We start from the raw sequence: 14,142 nt of genomic DNA on the forward strand, positions 1-14,142 counted from the left end.
CCGGTCTATTCGCTATCGGCCATGGTGGGCGCGCCGATCAATAGACACCGCGCCGATACTGCAATGGCGACGCGCCCATTTGCTGCTTGAACAGGCGGCTGAAATGCGGGCAGCTGCTGAACCCGAACGAATAGGCGATGCCCGTAATACTCAGATTACCGGGGCCTCGCAATTCCTGCGCACACTGTTCTATGCGGCGCCGCCACAGGTAGCCATTCAGGCTTTCCCCGTTCCCGCCTTTGAATGCGCGGTAAATCGTGCGTTTGCTCCACCCCAAGGCGCGCGAAATCGTGTCCGGGGACAACTTCGGATCGCGCAGATTGCGCTCGACGAACTGCAACACCATCTCACGCGACGGCCGGTTAGGTTCCAGCTGAGGCTTGGCTGCGGTAGTTTCCTTCAGAGCCAGCCCCAGCAGCTTGATCATGGCTTGCGCAAAGAACTGTCCACTTTCCGGGTTGCACAGGTCGGGCTCGTTGAACAAGCGTTCGACGAAGCTGCATGCCAGACGTTGCATCGGTGCCGGCCCACAGCGCCGGTGCGACACGACTCCCTCCATCATCCTGGTCGCCTGCCGAGGCTTCTCGAACCAGATGAAATGCTGTTCGACATTTGATGGATTGACGATGCTCAAATTCTGCTTGATGGACAGCGCTAGCATCTCGCCCGCCCTCAGCTCCAATGGCACGCCATCGTGTACCAACGTGCTGGTGCCCTTGCACTGCAGCGCAATCAGGACGTGGGGATCACGCCTGATGGCACCGCCGAGCTTCAACTCAAGCGCGTGTGCGCTAGCCGACACCTTGGATATATGTAAATCGCCCAAACGCAGTTGGCTGATAGCGCCTTGCAGGGCCGATTCGGAAGCGCTCAAGGAACACCTGTGCCGCCCGGGCGCCTCATCGATCTCTGCACCGACCGACCGCGCCATCCATTCAAGCCAACGGTGAACGCGCTCGCCAGGATGAATCTGCGAGGTTGAAAACGAATTGAATATATTCAGCGATGATGCAGGCTGCACGTCCGGTGCGCAATACGAAGGTTCCATCCGTGCTCGGCATGACGTATTCATCTCCATCCGGCTCTCAGGAATCAGGTTGTGGGCACGGAATGCTAGGCAGGCTTTGCTTCCATTCCATGACAGTATGAAAAACGAAAGTTCGGTAAATTTCATCAGGTAATAGCAGCTAAACCCGAGCGCCTATTTCAACTAAATTTTAATACCAACATTACTGAAATATCCATGTCTCAAGATAAATCTATCTTGCATTTTTATAAACGAAATTAACACTTATGCCCTTATTTAATTTGACCAATGTATTGAGACCCACACTGACGCCAGCCAAATGCATGGATGCGTGTCACAGAAAATTCTTATTGACGGATTATGTTTAAACCTTAAGTTCTGAGCGCAGCTTGTACTGAATTCCTCTCCACATCGGCGCGAATGCAGACGGATCTGTTTTGGAAACAGCACACATGCGTTTGCCGAGATGTATTTTCGTCAGCAATGCCGCGCATTACCCGATGGCATACGGAGCGTTCAATGACCGATAGCATCCAACAACCCGATAGCGCTCCGCGCTACCACAAGATCGACCACATTGCGCTGGCGGTAGATGACCTAGAAGCTGCAATCACGCTGTTCCGCGATCAACTCGGCTTTGTGTTGACGGGACGACGCCACATCACCGGCAAGACGACCGGCATGCACTCGGCCGAGATGCAGCATGGCGATCTCATCTTCGTGCTTTGCCAAGGCACCGAACCGCAATCGCAGGTATCGCGACTGATCGCCCATCACGGCGTGGGCGTCGCGCATATCGCCCTGCGCGTCGACGATGCCCACGCCACCGCCAAGCACCTGCGTGAACGTGGTCTGGCCTTCGACACCAACGTGATCGAAGGTCAGGGGCTGCGACAAATCTTTTCCAATCGCAGCAAGCTGACTGGCCTGAGCTTCGAATTCATCGAACGCAATGGCGAAGTCGGTTTCCAGGACGCATCGGTCAACGAGTTGTTCGAGCAACTGGAGCGCAGTGGCGCGTATTGAGGGACCACCTCGCATCCCAGGAGCCAGCCGATGGCAAGCACACAGACCGACCAAGCGATGGGTGACGACCGTCTGGACGTGATGACCTTCCTCAACGAGGTGTCTTCGCGCCACCCCAACGCCATCTCGTTCGTTTCAGGACGTCCGACCGACAGTTGCTTCGATCTGCAGGCATGGATGCGCGCCGTCCCGCGCTTGGCTACGCATCTGGCACAGCGTCACCGCATTAGCCAGGCAGGTGCGCTCGATCTGATCGCACAGTACGGAACAACCCAGGGCATCATTGAGGACCTGGTCGTGGCCCAACTTGCCGCGGACGAAGGCGTACCGGCCAGCATCGATCGCATGCTGATCACCGCAGGCTGCCAGGAAGCGTTGCACTTGTGCGTCACCGAACTATGCCGCCAGCCGAACGAGGTTGTGCTGGTCCGCAATCCGACCTATATCGGCATCACCGGCGTGGCGGACAGTCACGGCATTACCATCGCCGCATTCAATCGCGATGGTCGCGCCGACGCAGAGGCGCTGGCCGAGACGCTGGATGCGCTACACGCCGCTGGCCAGCGTGCGCGCCTGCTCTATCTGGTGCCGGATTTCGACAACCCCACTGGAACCGTGCTACCCCGCGATCAGCGCGAGGCGATCACGGCGGTGTGCGCCGCGCACGGCGTTTTGATCCTGGAAGACAATCCATATGGGCTGTTTGCCTTCGAAACAGAACGCGTTCCCACCATGCGCGCACTGGACAGCCATGGTTGCGTCATCTATCTGGGCACCTACTCCAAGACGCTGTGCCCAGGCCTGCGCGTTGGCTTTTTGGTGTTGCCACCGACGCTGTTCGGCAGCGCAGCAGCGGCACGCACCCTGCACCAGGCGCTGACACGGCGCAAGAGTTTCGGCACGCTTAACACCAGCCAGGTCACGCAAGCCGTCGTCGGCGGAGTGCTGCTCGAACACGGCTGCAGCTTGGCGCCATTAATCCAGGCGCCGCGCGCCCTTTACCAGCGCAATCGCGACCGCATGCTGGAATGCCTGGCCCACGAACTCGGTGCGCTAACGCCGCAGATCCATTGGAATGTTCCGGCAGGCGGCTTCTTCCTGATCGTCACGCTGCCGTTCGTGTTCGCCGCCGAAGAAGCGGCGTCTTGCGCGCGCGAGTGCGGCGTGTTGGTGATGCCGTTGTCCTTCTTTGCGATCGACGGCAGTTGCCGCCAGCAAGTGCGGCTTGCCTACAGCAACGTGGCAACTGAGAGAATCGCCGAAGGCATCGCGCGGTTCTCACGCTTCGTGCGCCACCGATTGCATGCGGCCGACAGCCTGCGCCAGCTGGACGCCTGCCCTTCGCTATAAATCACCGAATCCTGCGTCATCCGCTAACGCGCAGGATCCAACGCAGGCCCGGAGTCAGCAGACTCGCTATGGAGGTTGCGTTGACGACATGACGCTGCGGTACTTGCGCAGCTCGCGCCAGCTGGCAATGGCCAGCGTCATGCGATCAATCCACCACGACTGAACGATCGATCTCTGCAATATGGGTCCGTCCGCACAGTGCCATCGTCAATTCCAGTTCGCGCTGGATCAGCATTAAAACCCGTGCAACGCCCTGCTCGCCCAACGCACCGAGCCCATATAGCCATGCACGGCCGATATAGGTCCCGCATGCCCCAAGCGCCAGCGCCTTGAGCACGTCCTGGCCGCAGCGGATGCCACTATCCAGGTGTATCTCGGCGCGGCCCGCCGCGAGCTCGGCGATCGCCGGCAGGGCGCGGAGGCTGGACACCGCCCCATCCAGTTGCCGCCCGCCGTGATTGCTGACGACCAAGGCGTCGGCGCCGGCCTGCAACGCCTGCCGCGCGTCTTCCACATCGAGAACACCCTTCACTACCAACGTCCCATCCCAGCGGCTTCTGATCCATGCCAGATCATCCCACCCCAGGCTGGCATCGAACTGGTGGGCGGTCCACTCGGCAAGCGTCTGCAGATCGCCTCCAGCAGGCACGTAATCGACGAGATTGCCGAAGCAACGGCGGCGCGTCCGCAACAGTCCCAGTGCCCAGCGCGGATGGGTCAGAAAATCCAGCAGCACCTCAGGCCGCAACCGGGGAGGCACGCTCAGCCCATTGCGCAGATCGGCATGGCGCTGACCCAAGAACGGCACATCCATCGTCACCATCAAGGCGTCGCAACCGGCGACGGTCGCGCGTTCAATCAACGCTGCAACGACACCTCGGTCACGCAGTGGGTAGAGCTGGAACCAGCACGGTTTGCGCACACCGGCACACACCTGCTCCAACGAGCAGATGCTCATCGTCGACAAGACGAACGGCACGCCGAACGCCTCGGCTGCGCGCGCACCGAGAATTTCGCCATCGGCATGAATCAGGCCAGCCAACCCGGTCGGCGCCAGCGCGACCGGCATCGTCACCGCATGCCCAAGCATGCGCGTCGCTGTACTGCGCTGCGAAACATCGCACCCGACGCGCTGACGCAGCGAACAGGCATCGAAATCGCGACGATTCGCCTGCACGGTCGATTGCGACCAACTGCCGGCGGTCGCATAGTCATAGAACATGCGCGGCACCCGGCGACGCGCCAACGCTTGAACATCATCCAGGCAGGTCAGTGTCCGCATCGCACGATGCTAACGCGCGTGGATGACGGAAATACAGCATCCATGCCCAACCGTTGTCCGTGTACCGACCGACGCCACCGCAGACAACCGCGCGGCACAGCGAGTCAAGACACGGATCAAGCATCGTCTTAAAAAAGGTCGGTTATTCACCGCTCGGCACCTCACCCCGGCGCGGCGTAACGCACGGCGCAGCGCTACGCGTCCAGGGCCGCTCGGGATGCAACATGGCCACTGGTTGTCCGCGGCGGACGTTCTGCTGGGCACCACGGAAACATGCTGGACCCGCCGCGCAGTCCCGGGGCCGCATGCTGCTGTCACGAATTGGAATCGACATGATCGACCCGCGCCAACTGTTCCAGCACCATGAATCCAATGTGCGCAGCTATTGCCGCACGTTCGACGCGCTCTTCGTCCGTGGCGCGGGCAGTGAGCTGTTCGATGCACAGGGACGTCGCTACATCGACTTCCTCGCAGGCTGTGGCGCGCTCAATTATGGTCACAACGATCCAGACATGACCGAGGCACTGGTGGCGCATCTGCGCGAGGGCGGCCTGGCGATGTCGCTGGACCTACACTCGCAGGCCAAGCACGACTTTATCGACCACTTCGTTGCACACATCTTGCGTCCGCGCGGCTTGCCCCACCGGCTGCAATTCACCGGCCCGACCGGTGCCAATGCCATCGAGGCTGCGCTCAAGCTGGCACGCAAGCGCACGGGACGCCACAACATCATTGCCTTCAGCAATGCCTATCACGGCTTATCGATGGGAGCGCTGGCCGCGACGGGCAGCCGCCACCATCGCATGGACCTGCTGCATGGCGGCGTTACCCGGCTACCCTACGACGGCTACCTTGGCGGCGAAGTCGACAGTGCCGCCCTGCTAGACGCGCTGCTGGACGATCCTTCCAGCGGGATCGACCCGCCCGCTGCCATCGTGCTGGAGCTGGTTCAGGGCGAAGGCGGACTCAATGTCGCGTCCACACCCTGGTTGCATCGGGTATTCGCCGCCGCTCGCCGTCATGGTGCGCTGACGATCGTGGATGATATCCAGGCTGGTTGCGGACGCTGTGGAAACTTCTTCAGTTTTGACGAACAGGCGCTGGTCCCCGACCTGATCACCTTATCCAAATCTCTATCTGGCTTCGGCTTGCCGTTGTCCCTGCTGCTGGTCGCACCGGAGCACGATAGCTGGCTTCCTGGCGAGCACACCGGCACCTTTCGCGGCAACAACCACGCGATGCTCACCGCCACCGTGGCGTTGCGCAAATTCTGGGCAGACGATGCGCTCCGCACGCAGATCGACAGACGGGCTCAAATCCTTGCCCAGGCACTGACACGCATGGCTGCGCACGTACCGGAAGCGCGCATCAAAGGGCGCGGCATGTTCATCGGGCTCGACATGCGCACGCGCGAACGCGCCGCCGTCGCAAGCGCTCACGCATTCCGCAACGGGCTGGTCATCGAAACGGCAGGCGCACGCGGGGAGGTCCTGAAGGTCATGGCCCCATTGACCACACCGGATGCATTGCTGCACGAGGGCCTGGAGATCCTGTCAGATGCTGTTGTCTCGGCATGTGGCTGAGATGCGAAAGAAGCAGAACAAGTTCGTCACCACACCTGTGTCGCTTGTTCATCGTCCAACCCATCTGTTGCCCTGACCATCGTCAGCCGCCCGTGTAGTCTCGACCCCACTGTCATGGCATCGTCCGCGCAAGGGGAAATTGCAACCGGGGATTACATGGAAGTGAGCATGGGTAAAGCGGCGGGCGGCACGCCTTCCGCAGCAGGTTTCTGGCCGCGCTCGGCAGCGTTTATTGTTGATTGTCCGGTGCTGGCTGCGATCGGCGGACTGGCAGGCCTGGTGCTGGCAGAGGTATTCGTGCGACTTGGCGGCTACGCAAGGCTACTCGGATTCGTCATTGCACTGACCTACTTCGGCGTTACGAATCGTGTGATGTGCGGCGGCCAAACACTGGGCAGGCGCCTGCTCGGCGTGCGTGTGTTCGGCAAGACCGGCGCTCTACTGACGCTGTCGCAATCGCTGTTACGGTACTCGGTGCTGGGTATTGCGTTCTTCCTCAACGGCGTCCAAATCGACAGCTCCGCATCAATGTCGCCGATGGGTTACGTATTGTCGTTGCTGATTTTCGGCGGGACTCTCTCGATCATCTACCTGTATGTATTCAATCGCCAAGGTCGCCGTTCGCTGCACGATCTGGCGGTGGGAAGTTCAGTGGTCATGGCGCAGGTTCCGGTCGCCGCGGCCAGGCCCATGCCGGTGAGACACGTGCATCTGGTCGTGGTCTGTGTGCTGCTGATCGTCGCCGCGATACTCCCGACGTCGTGGCGCACTGCAAGCTTATGCCGGGGCTAGCGGCAAGGCTTCCAGTTGCTTGAGGAAGCTCGAAAAACCGCCGAGTGCACGCGCATGCCGGCGGGCACTGGTCAAGACAACCGCGCGTGGCGACCAGGCGATCGGGGCTTTGATTGCCTGCAATGCGCGGACAAGCGCAACGTCTTCGCTGCAGGTCAACGTGGAAAATCCGCCGCACTGTTGATACAAATCCGCGTGGACGCCGAGGTTGGCACCGTGGATGCGGCCGTGCCCTTCTCTGGTTGCCTGTGTCTGTTCGAACTTACTCCGTACTTCGTCGGAGTAGTCCAGCCAGTCCTCCACTTCCACCAGGCCACAAAACACGCCGGCGCCTGCGCTGCGTTGTTCGATTAACCAATCCGCCGGAACGCGGGAATCGGCATCGGTGACTGCCAGCCAGTCTGCGCCCAGCGCAATCGCTGTGGACGCGGCTGCGGCGCGGGCCATGCCGACACCGCCCGGCAGCGGCACATCAATCACACGCGCCCCCACTGCCCGTGCGAGCTCGGCAGTGGCGTCCGTACAGCGATCAACGGCGACGATGACTTCTACCGGTTCGTCCAAGTCGGGGTGTGAGGCAGCGCGGAAAACCGATCGGAGACATGCAGCCATGTACTCGGCTTCGTTATGCGCCGGAATGATGACGGCGATCATCGCAGTCCTTCTTGCTGTGCGACCGATAGCGGCTGTGCCGTCCATGCTTCAAGAAGAAAGTCGCTGTCTTCATAGCGATACCCCAGAGGAAGCGTCAGCAGGCGTGCACTATGCACATGCACCGAAACGCCGTCCTGTTGCGCCTGTTCGAACGGATGTTTCCAGTGACACGCCACCAGAAGTCCATCTGGCGTGAGTGCGTCCTGGATGCGTACGATCAGGTCTTCCAGTTCGGCTGCAGCGAGGTAGTAGCCGATCTCACTCAGCACGATCAGGTCGAAATGGCCCACAGGCCATTGCTGCGGATGACACGCTTGAAGAATCTCGACATGGCTGCGTTCGCCAACCCGCTGTTTGGCCTGCTCGATCGCGGCTGCGGACATGTCGGTTGCCAGCAGGTACTCACAGCGGGCAGCCAGGCCACATGTCGCCTCGCCATTGGAACAGCCCAGTTCCCATCCACGTGCGAACCTCTTCCTGGGCAAGCTTGCCAACAGGATGTCGCGCTTGCGCGTCTCGTACCAACGCGTTGCATAACCGAAGGGGTCAGGCTGCTGGTAGATGCTATCGAAGTAGTCGGCGTTGGCCTGGACATTCATGGCAAATAGACCTCAAAGTCGCGCCGAAATCTAGCCAGCGCCCAATCGGGAAGGATGGGATTGCGCAGCGCGGGAGTGACGTGACCGGTCTGCGTTTTGAACGCATAGATCGCGCGCATCTTTGCGGCATGGGAAGCGGGTGGAAGTGCAAGACGTGTTGCCGACGCCAGCACCTGACTGGCGTCTGGATCATCCCAGTGCCACGCCCAGACCGGAAATTGGATCAGCCGCGCTGCGCAGGATGCGATTGCGCGCGTCGCTGCATCTGCGCATGCTTCGTGATCGGGATGTCCATCGTGTGCGTAGGTCACCAACACCGCATCGCTTGGTTTGAGCAGATCGACAAGCCGAGCACCAAGTGCATTCACACCTGCGCGCACTTGACCATCTCCCATCTCCAGTCTGACGACGTGTTCTGGATCGACACCCAGACATGACAGCGCATGCCGCAGTTCTTCGCGGCGCGCTGCGGCAAGCCGCGTTGGCGGCCAGGCGTCTTCGTCCGGATAGGCCGCTTCGCCGTCCGTGACGGAGACGATCAGCACCTCTCGCCCCGATTCGATCGCCATCGCAAGCAGCCCGCCGCATCCCAGTACCTCGTCGTCAGGATGCGGGGACACCACCACGACCCGGCGCGCGGGACCAAGCAGCTGCTCAATCGTGGTGGTCGGCAGGGCATTCAACTGGCGCGAGGCGTTCCAACGCGCTTCGGAATTGCCCTGTCCTTCGATAGGCTCGCCTCTCAAAGCAGCCATGGAGCGACCTCGCGTGCGTGGAGCTGCTCACCCAGCCATTGCTCATCTTTTTCGCCATGCGATTGGCGGATGAAGGCAGCAAGGTCGGCACAGCGCTGCGCATGTTCGGCGTCGCAGCACAGGGAAACAGGGCCCAGTGCGAGTGCGGCACGCTCGATCACGTCGCGACAGATGCGATCCATCAGGCTGCGCAGCTGGATGACTGCGAACTGATGGCTTTCCGTCGGGGCGCTATCGATCCTATCGGCCAAGTTTTGCAGCAGTAGCCGTGCGGCTGACAGCTGCGCGTCGATGGCGCCCAGATGCGCTGCGCAAAATGGGCTGTGCATCACCCGGGGCGAGCAACGTACATGCTCGGCAATCGCTGTTGCGGCGCCGTACCAGCACGCAGCGATCCCCGCCCCTCCGTGCCAGAAGCCCGGCCGCCGCAGATAGAAGTCCGGCTCGCCAAGCAACACGGCAGGCGCGTTCTTGAACAGGCCGTTGCCGGTAGGAATGCCGACCATGCCAGGGCCATGCCACTGGCTTGCGTCGAGCTCGAACTGGCCTTGCGTCAGCGCGACCGCAGCAAGTGGATGCTGATCACCGTTTCTGATGGTCACCAGCGCATGCGTCACCACTTCAAGCTCTGCACTACACCAAGGTTTGACGCCAGACACGCTGCATGTCGTCGTGTCGTGCACTACCGTATCGCTTGGGCCACCGGCAGCCCATACCGCCCAAACTGTCCCTATTGGCGGTGCTGGAGTGCCGGCCTCGGAAAAAATGGACAAGGCATCGTAGTGCGCTTCCAGCACCTTGGCCACTGGCAAGCTCTCGGCGCCAAATCTGCTTAGTGCCTGCCAACGTGTACGCGTCTGCCCGGAACCTGGATGGGGAAGCACCGGATTAGTCCGCACATGATGTCGAACGCGTTGCGCAAGCATTCCATCTGTCGATCGTGGAAGCGTGCCCGGCAGGTGATCATGGGCGGTGGATGACTGAGACATTCGCCAACCTAGGCGTTGCATCGTCAATCCGGGGTGAGTCCGTGCACATGCACTGAACACATCAAGGTGACATTGCGTTCACTGCCGCGGCACCAACGCAGCCGCAAAGCGAACGCGGCCCATGCGTGAACTTGTTGTGGAATGTTTGCATGGCGCCGCGTCGAGCGCCGCTTACGTTCGCCCGCAGACACGGCAAGGCACGCTCGCGGCAGCACTTCACACGGCGTGATCTTGGCCCGTCATCGATGCCCCCTGCCCGCTTTCCAGTGTTGATGTCGTCGCGGCGGGGAGCGGCGGCTACCAGCGGCCTGGTGCGTGGCATGCCAAAGCCGCATTGAGCGCCGCCAACTGCAGACGCCGGCCGCCCGACAAAATTAGATCATGTATGATGTATTTATCGGGAGTGAGTTGCATGACTCGTCGCGTGCTTATTACAGGTACAAGCGTAGCCGGCACGACCACTGCGTTTTGGCTTGCCAGGTCGGGATGGGATGTGAGTGGGGTGGAGCGCGCACCGTCGTTCCGCAATGGCGGTCAGAACGTTGATGTGCGTGGCAATGCACGCGAGGTATTGCGTCGCATGGGCCTGGAAGCGGCGGCACTCGCGCGCAGCACTCGCGAGCGCGGGACAGACTGGGTTACCGACGACGACCGTGTGGTGGCGCGCTTCGAAGCGGCGGATTCCAGCAACGATAGTGGTCCAACGGCGGAACTCGAAATCCGCCGTGGCGACATCGCGCAAATTGTGTACGACGCGGCGTTAGAAAAGGGGGCAAATTTCCGCTTCGACGACACCATCGTCCGCGTAGAGCAGCACGATGGCGGCGTGCAGGTGACCTTTGCCAGTGGCCGTCAGGAAAGTTACACATGCGTCGTGGTGGCCGAAGGCGTTGGTTCGCACACCCGCGAACTGATCTTTCCGGGCGAAAACAGGCCGCGCTGGATGGACATGACCATCGCCTATTTCAGCATTCCGCAACGCGCCCACGATAGTGCCTACGCGCGGCAATACAACGCGCCGGGAGGACGAGGCGCAGTGGTGAAGCCGGCACGGGATGGGATGTTGGGCGTCCACCTTGGAATCCAGAAGCGGTCAGACAACGAAAATACCTGGAACGCAGCGCAACAGCGCGCCTTCATCCATGCGCAGTTTTCCGGGCTGGGCTGGGAATTTCCACGCGTTATCGAAGCGATGGAAGACGTCGACGATATCTACTTCGACGTGCTGCGTCAGGTGCGCATGCCGCGTTGGTCCAATGCGCGGGTGGTGCTGACCGGCGACGCAGCATGGTGTCCCACGGCGCTCTCTGGTATCGGCACCACGCTGGCGATGGTGGGTGGGTATGTGCTCGCCGGAGAGCTTGCCAAGGCGGATACGCCTTCGGCCGCATTTTCGCGCTACGAGCACATCATGCGACCGTTCGTCGAAGAGGGGCAGAACGTCCCCAAGCTGCTTCCACGCCTGCTGTGGCCGCACACGCGTCCCGGACTGGCGGTGCTGCGCGGTGCCATGCATATCGCTAGCAGACCGCTCTTCAAGAAATTCATGACGAATCGTTTCGCGCGGGACTCCAGATCGATTGTGCTGCCGCGCTATGAGTAACTCGCTAAGGTGACAGCGATGAAGTCACCTCCACCGCAGCAGGCACGCGAGCTAGGTGTTTGTGCGCGGTCGGTGATAGTGCTGGGATTAGACGCATATTCTGGTCGCGCGTAGAGACCCAGTGGCGCCGTTACCGAAACTGGTCGCGGCACTACCGCAGTGCGTCGTCCACATGCCCTGCCAGCGTGCTGATTAGACGCGAGCCTTGAAGCATCGGCTGCGTGTGTATCGTGCGGCTGTCACCCACAGCTGTCCGGATTGCCATTGACCTATCTCTCGCTCTTTGTCGTGTCGCTAATTGCTGCCACGCTGCTGCCTGCGCAGTCCGAGGCCGTGCTGATTGCATTGCTGCTGGACGGCGGATCTGTTGTTGGCCTGGTGGTGGTTGCGAGTTTTGGCAACGTGTTGGGGTCGTTGATCAATTGGTGGATCGGGCGCGAGGCTATACGGTTCCAGGGGCGCAGCTGGTTTCCCATCAAGCCGAATGCCTTGCTCAGTGCGCAGGTATGGTATCGAAAATATGGCAAGTGGTCGCTGCTAGTGAGCTGGATGCCGGTCGTCGGCGACCCGCTCACGCTTGCCGCCGGGGTCATGCGCGAGCCGCTGCGTGCCGTACTACCTCTGCTGGTGGTTGCCAAGACCGCACGCTATGCCGTCATTGCATGGGCGACGCTTGCGATTGCCTCGTGACTGCCAGCCCGAGCGGATGCCGCCTGGCCTGACGTACCGGATTCCACTGCCCACGAGGGCTTAACGCGACCCACCTATGCTGTCGGCGCTGCAGGGTAGCTGCAGCGCATGAGCGATACGACAAAGGAGAATGTATGAAGCAGCTACAGACGATGATACTGGCGGGTTGCCTGGTGGCGCTGAGCCCGATGGCCTACGCCGAGGTTGCCAACCTGACCAACAGCGCCGATGGCGCCAATCGCGATGCGGGCATTGCGGCAGTGAAGAAGAAATTGCAGGAAGCCTGCACATCGCGCAACGGCACGCCGGATCTTGGTTCGTTTGAAGTGGTGTTCGAAAAGACCAGCAAGAATCCGGATGTTCCCAAGCCGTACTACGTGGACGGAAAGCTCAAGTGCGATCTGCCGTAACAGGCGCGGTTCGATGTGAACCCAACGCGCTGGGCTGACCGACTGAGACGCGACTAGCAAGACGCCCCTGCATTGGGGGCGTCTTTTTTTACGATCTTAATATGCATCAAACGAGCACGGCCCGCTTCAAATGCCGGTACTGAACTGCGCCGCGCCAGGTCTCCGTGAACTGCTCGACATCAGCGGCCTTCGTCAGGAGCAGATTGCTCATGCATCGATGACCGTCCTGCCCGGGGCGTTGACGCGAGCGCTTAGTGACTCACACCTTACCAAGCTGCGACCGCGCCACGTCCAGTGTTGTCATGATCTGCATAACCTCCTCGAGCGGATGCAGCGGTGATTCTTTCAATCCCTGCCCGATATAGCCGGCAGCTGCCGTGGCTTGCCAGGAGAGCCCGCGATAGCCGTCGATGCCGGTGGTATCGGTCCAGAGTATCGGTACGGTGGCGTCATCATTGCCTGCCAGACGCAACGTGGTCGGGTTATGAAAGTCGCCAGCCAGATCGATGCGGCCCGTGCTACCGGTGACATAGGCGGTCGAGCTGCTACGGGCCACGATGGAACTGATGAGGGTGGACTGCGCGTGCCCGCCATGCGACAGCACCACGGTTGAATACGCATCGACACCGGTTTGGGTCAGTGCGCCAACGGCCGTGATTGCGCTGGGCGCGCCAAGAATCATCGAGGAAAACTGCATGGCGTAGACGCCCAGATCGAGCAGCGCGCCGCCGCCCAGTGCTGCGTTGCGTTGCCGATGCAGCGGGTCGCGTGGGCCCGACTGGCTTAGATCTGCAAACACGTGCCGGATATCGCCCAGCGCTCCATCGGACAGCAGCTTGCGCACTACAGAGGTGTGGGGCAGATAGCGGCTCCACATGGCTTCCATCAAGAAGAGTCCGCGCGCACGTGCTTCTTGCACCAGCACGCGGGCATCTTGCGCGCAGGTGGTGATGGGCTTCTCAATCAGGACATGCTTGCCCGCGCGCAGTGCCAGCAGGCCATGTTGCAGATGTTCGCTATGTGGCGTCGCAACGTAGACGATGTCGACGTCTGGGTTGCAAACAAGTGCCTCGTAGTTATCGTAGGCGTGCTCCATCGCCCAGGTATCGGCGAAGGCTTGGGCACGCGCGCGGTTGCGTGAGGCCACCGCAAATGGACGCTGCCGAGTGTTGCTACGCAATGCACCTACAAAGGCAGATGCGATCTTTCCCGGACCCAGTACGCCCCATCGCAACAAGGGTTCGCCTTGGCCTGGCAGGAACAGATCCGGCGTTGGGAATGTCGTTGGCAGCATGATGACGTGCTCTGCATCGGTGATGCCACGATGCTAGCAAAGCGCGGGTTACCTACACGACGAGGCATCGGGCGTGGTTCGCGTGAAA

General features: G+C 61.0%; 13 protein-coding genes and 1 pseudogene. 7 read left to right on the forward strand and 7 right to left on the reverse strand.

Annotation, left to right across the window (positions count from 1 at the left end; all coding sequences use genetic code 11):
• Positions 1 to 37: 37 nt before the first annotated feature.
• Positions 38 to 1,174, reverse strand: a complete 1,137-nt coding sequence (locus tag XpruCFBP8353_RS15570) for a helix-turn-helix domain-containing protein (protein WP_243391137.1) — start codon at positions 1,172 to 1,174, stop codon at positions 38 to 40.
• Between the two features lie 372 nt (positions 1,175 to 1,546).
• Between XpruCFBP8353_RS15570 and XpruCFBP8353_RS15575 the strand changes: the two genes are divergently transcribed.
• Together XpruCFBP8353_RS15575 and XpruCFBP8353_RS15580 are read left to right on the forward strand one after the other, a co-directional pair.
• Positions 1,547 to 2,053 (forward strand): VOC family protein, encoded by a 507-nt coding sequence (locus XpruCFBP8353_RS15575; RefSeq protein ID WP_101364039.1) that lies wholly within the window; start codon positions 1,547 to 1,549, stop codon positions 2,051 to 2,053.
• 30 nt (positions 2,054 to 2,083) lie between these two features.
• Positions 2,084 to 3,403, forward strand: a complete 1,320-nt coding sequence (locus XpruCFBP8353_RS15580) for an aminotransferase-like domain-containing protein (protein WP_101364040.1) — start codon at positions 2,084 to 2,086, stop codon at positions 3,401 to 3,403.
• Between the two features lie 145 nt (positions 3,404 to 3,548).
• Here the strand turns inward: XpruCFBP8353_RS15580 and XpruCFBP8353_RS15585 are convergent, their stop codons facing one another.
• Positions 3,549 to 4,685 (reverse strand): alpha-hydroxy acid oxidase, encoded by a 1,137-nt coding sequence (locus XpruCFBP8353_RS15585; protein WP_101364041.1) that lies wholly within the window; start codon positions 4,683 to 4,685, stop codon positions 3,549 to 3,551.
• Positions 4,686 to 5,017: 332 nt separating this feature from the next.
• On the opposite strand from XpruCFBP8353_RS15585, the gene XpruCFBP8353_RS15590 reads away from it, so the two are divergent.
• On the forward strand, positions 5,018 to 6,268 hold the full coding sequence (locus tag XpruCFBP8353_RS15590; protein ID WP_101364042.1) for a diaminobutyrate--2-oxoglutarate transaminase: 1,251 nt from the start codon (positions 5,018 to 5,020) through the stop codon (positions 6,266 to 6,268).
• A gap of 168 nt (positions 6,269 to 6,436) precedes the next feature.
• Positions 6,437 to 7,024: pseudogene (locus XpruCFBP8353_RS15595) on the forward strand (RDD family protein); the annotation flags it as partial.
• Positions 7,025 to 7,045: 21 nt separating this feature from the next.
• On the opposite strand, the gene XpruCFBP8353_RS15600 reads toward XpruCFBP8353_RS15595, so the two are convergent.
• The 4 genes from XpruCFBP8353_RS15600 to XpruCFBP8353_RS15615 are packed head-to-tail and all read right to left on the reverse strand — an operon-like array spanning position 7,046 to position 9,574.
• The gene (locus tag XpruCFBP8353_RS15600) at positions 7,046 to 7,714 is read right to left on the reverse strand and encodes a glycosyltransferase (RefSeq protein WP_101364043.1); all 669 of its coding nucleotides are present in this window, start codon (positions 7,712 to 7,714) and stop codon (positions 7,046 to 7,048) included.
• On the reverse strand, positions 7,711 to 8,313 hold the full coding sequence (locus XpruCFBP8353_RS15605; protein WP_101364044.1) for a class I SAM-dependent DNA methyltransferase: 603 nt from the start codon (positions 8,311 to 8,313) through the stop codon (positions 7,711 to 7,713). Before XpruCFBP8353_RS15605 ends, XpruCFBP8353_RS15600 begins: the two co-directional genes overlap by 4 nt.
• Positions 8,310 to 9,068, reverse strand: a complete 759-nt coding sequence (locus XpruCFBP8353_RS15610; protein ID WP_101364045.1) for a PIG-L deacetylase family protein — start codon at positions 9,066 to 9,068, stop codon at positions 8,310 to 8,312. Before XpruCFBP8353_RS15610 ends, XpruCFBP8353_RS15605 begins: the two co-directional genes overlap by 4 nt.
• Positions 9,056 to 9,574 carry a dehydrogenase gene (locus XpruCFBP8353_RS15615; RefSeq protein WP_101364228.1) on the reverse strand — a complete coding sequence of 173 codons (519 nt, stop codon included), beginning with the start codon at positions 9,572 to 9,574 and terminating at the stop codon, positions 9,056 to 9,058. Before XpruCFBP8353_RS15615 ends, XpruCFBP8353_RS15610 begins: the two co-directional genes overlap by 13 nt.
• An 895-nt stretch (positions 9,575 to 10,469) precedes the next feature.
• Between XpruCFBP8353_RS15615 and XpruCFBP8353_RS15620 the strand changes: the two genes are divergently transcribed.
• The 3 genes from XpruCFBP8353_RS15620 (at position 10,470) to XpruCFBP8353_RS15630 (ending at position 12,760) form a co-directional block, all read left to right on the forward strand.
• Positions 10,470 to 11,660, forward strand: a complete 1,191-nt coding sequence (locus XpruCFBP8353_RS15620; protein ID WP_101364046.1) for an FAD-dependent monooxygenase — start codon at positions 10,470 to 10,472, stop codon at positions 11,658 to 11,660.
• 264 nt (positions 11,661 to 11,924) lie between these two features.
• Positions 11,925 to 12,350 carry a YqaA family protein gene (locus XpruCFBP8353_RS15625; RefSeq protein WP_101364047.1) on the forward strand — a complete coding sequence of 142 codons (426 nt, stop codon included), beginning with the start codon at positions 11,925 to 11,927 and terminating at the stop codon, positions 12,348 to 12,350.
• Positions 12,351 to 12,484: 134 nt separating this feature from the next.
• Positions 12,485 to 12,760 (forward strand): hypothetical protein, encoded by a 276-nt coding sequence (locus tag XpruCFBP8353_RS15630; RefSeq protein WP_101364048.1) that lies wholly within the window; start codon positions 12,485 to 12,487, stop codon positions 12,758 to 12,760.
• Positions 12,761 to 13,019: 259 nt separating this feature from the next.
• Here the strand turns inward: XpruCFBP8353_RS15630 and XpruCFBP8353_RS15635 are convergent, their stop codons facing one another.
• Positions 13,020 to 14,054 carry a Gfo/Idh/MocA family protein gene (locus tag XpruCFBP8353_RS15635; protein ID WP_101364049.1) on the reverse strand — a complete coding sequence of 345 codons (1,035 nt, stop codon included), beginning with the start codon at positions 14,052 to 14,054 and terminating at the stop codon, positions 13,020 to 13,022.
• Positions 14,055 to 14,142 lie beyond the last annotated feature (88 nt).

Source organism: Xanthomonas prunicola (assembly GCF_002846205.1).
GTDB classification, from domain to species: domain Bacteria; phylum Pseudomonadota; class Gammaproteobacteria; order Xanthomonadales; family Xanthomonadaceae; genus Xanthomonas; species Xanthomonas prunicola.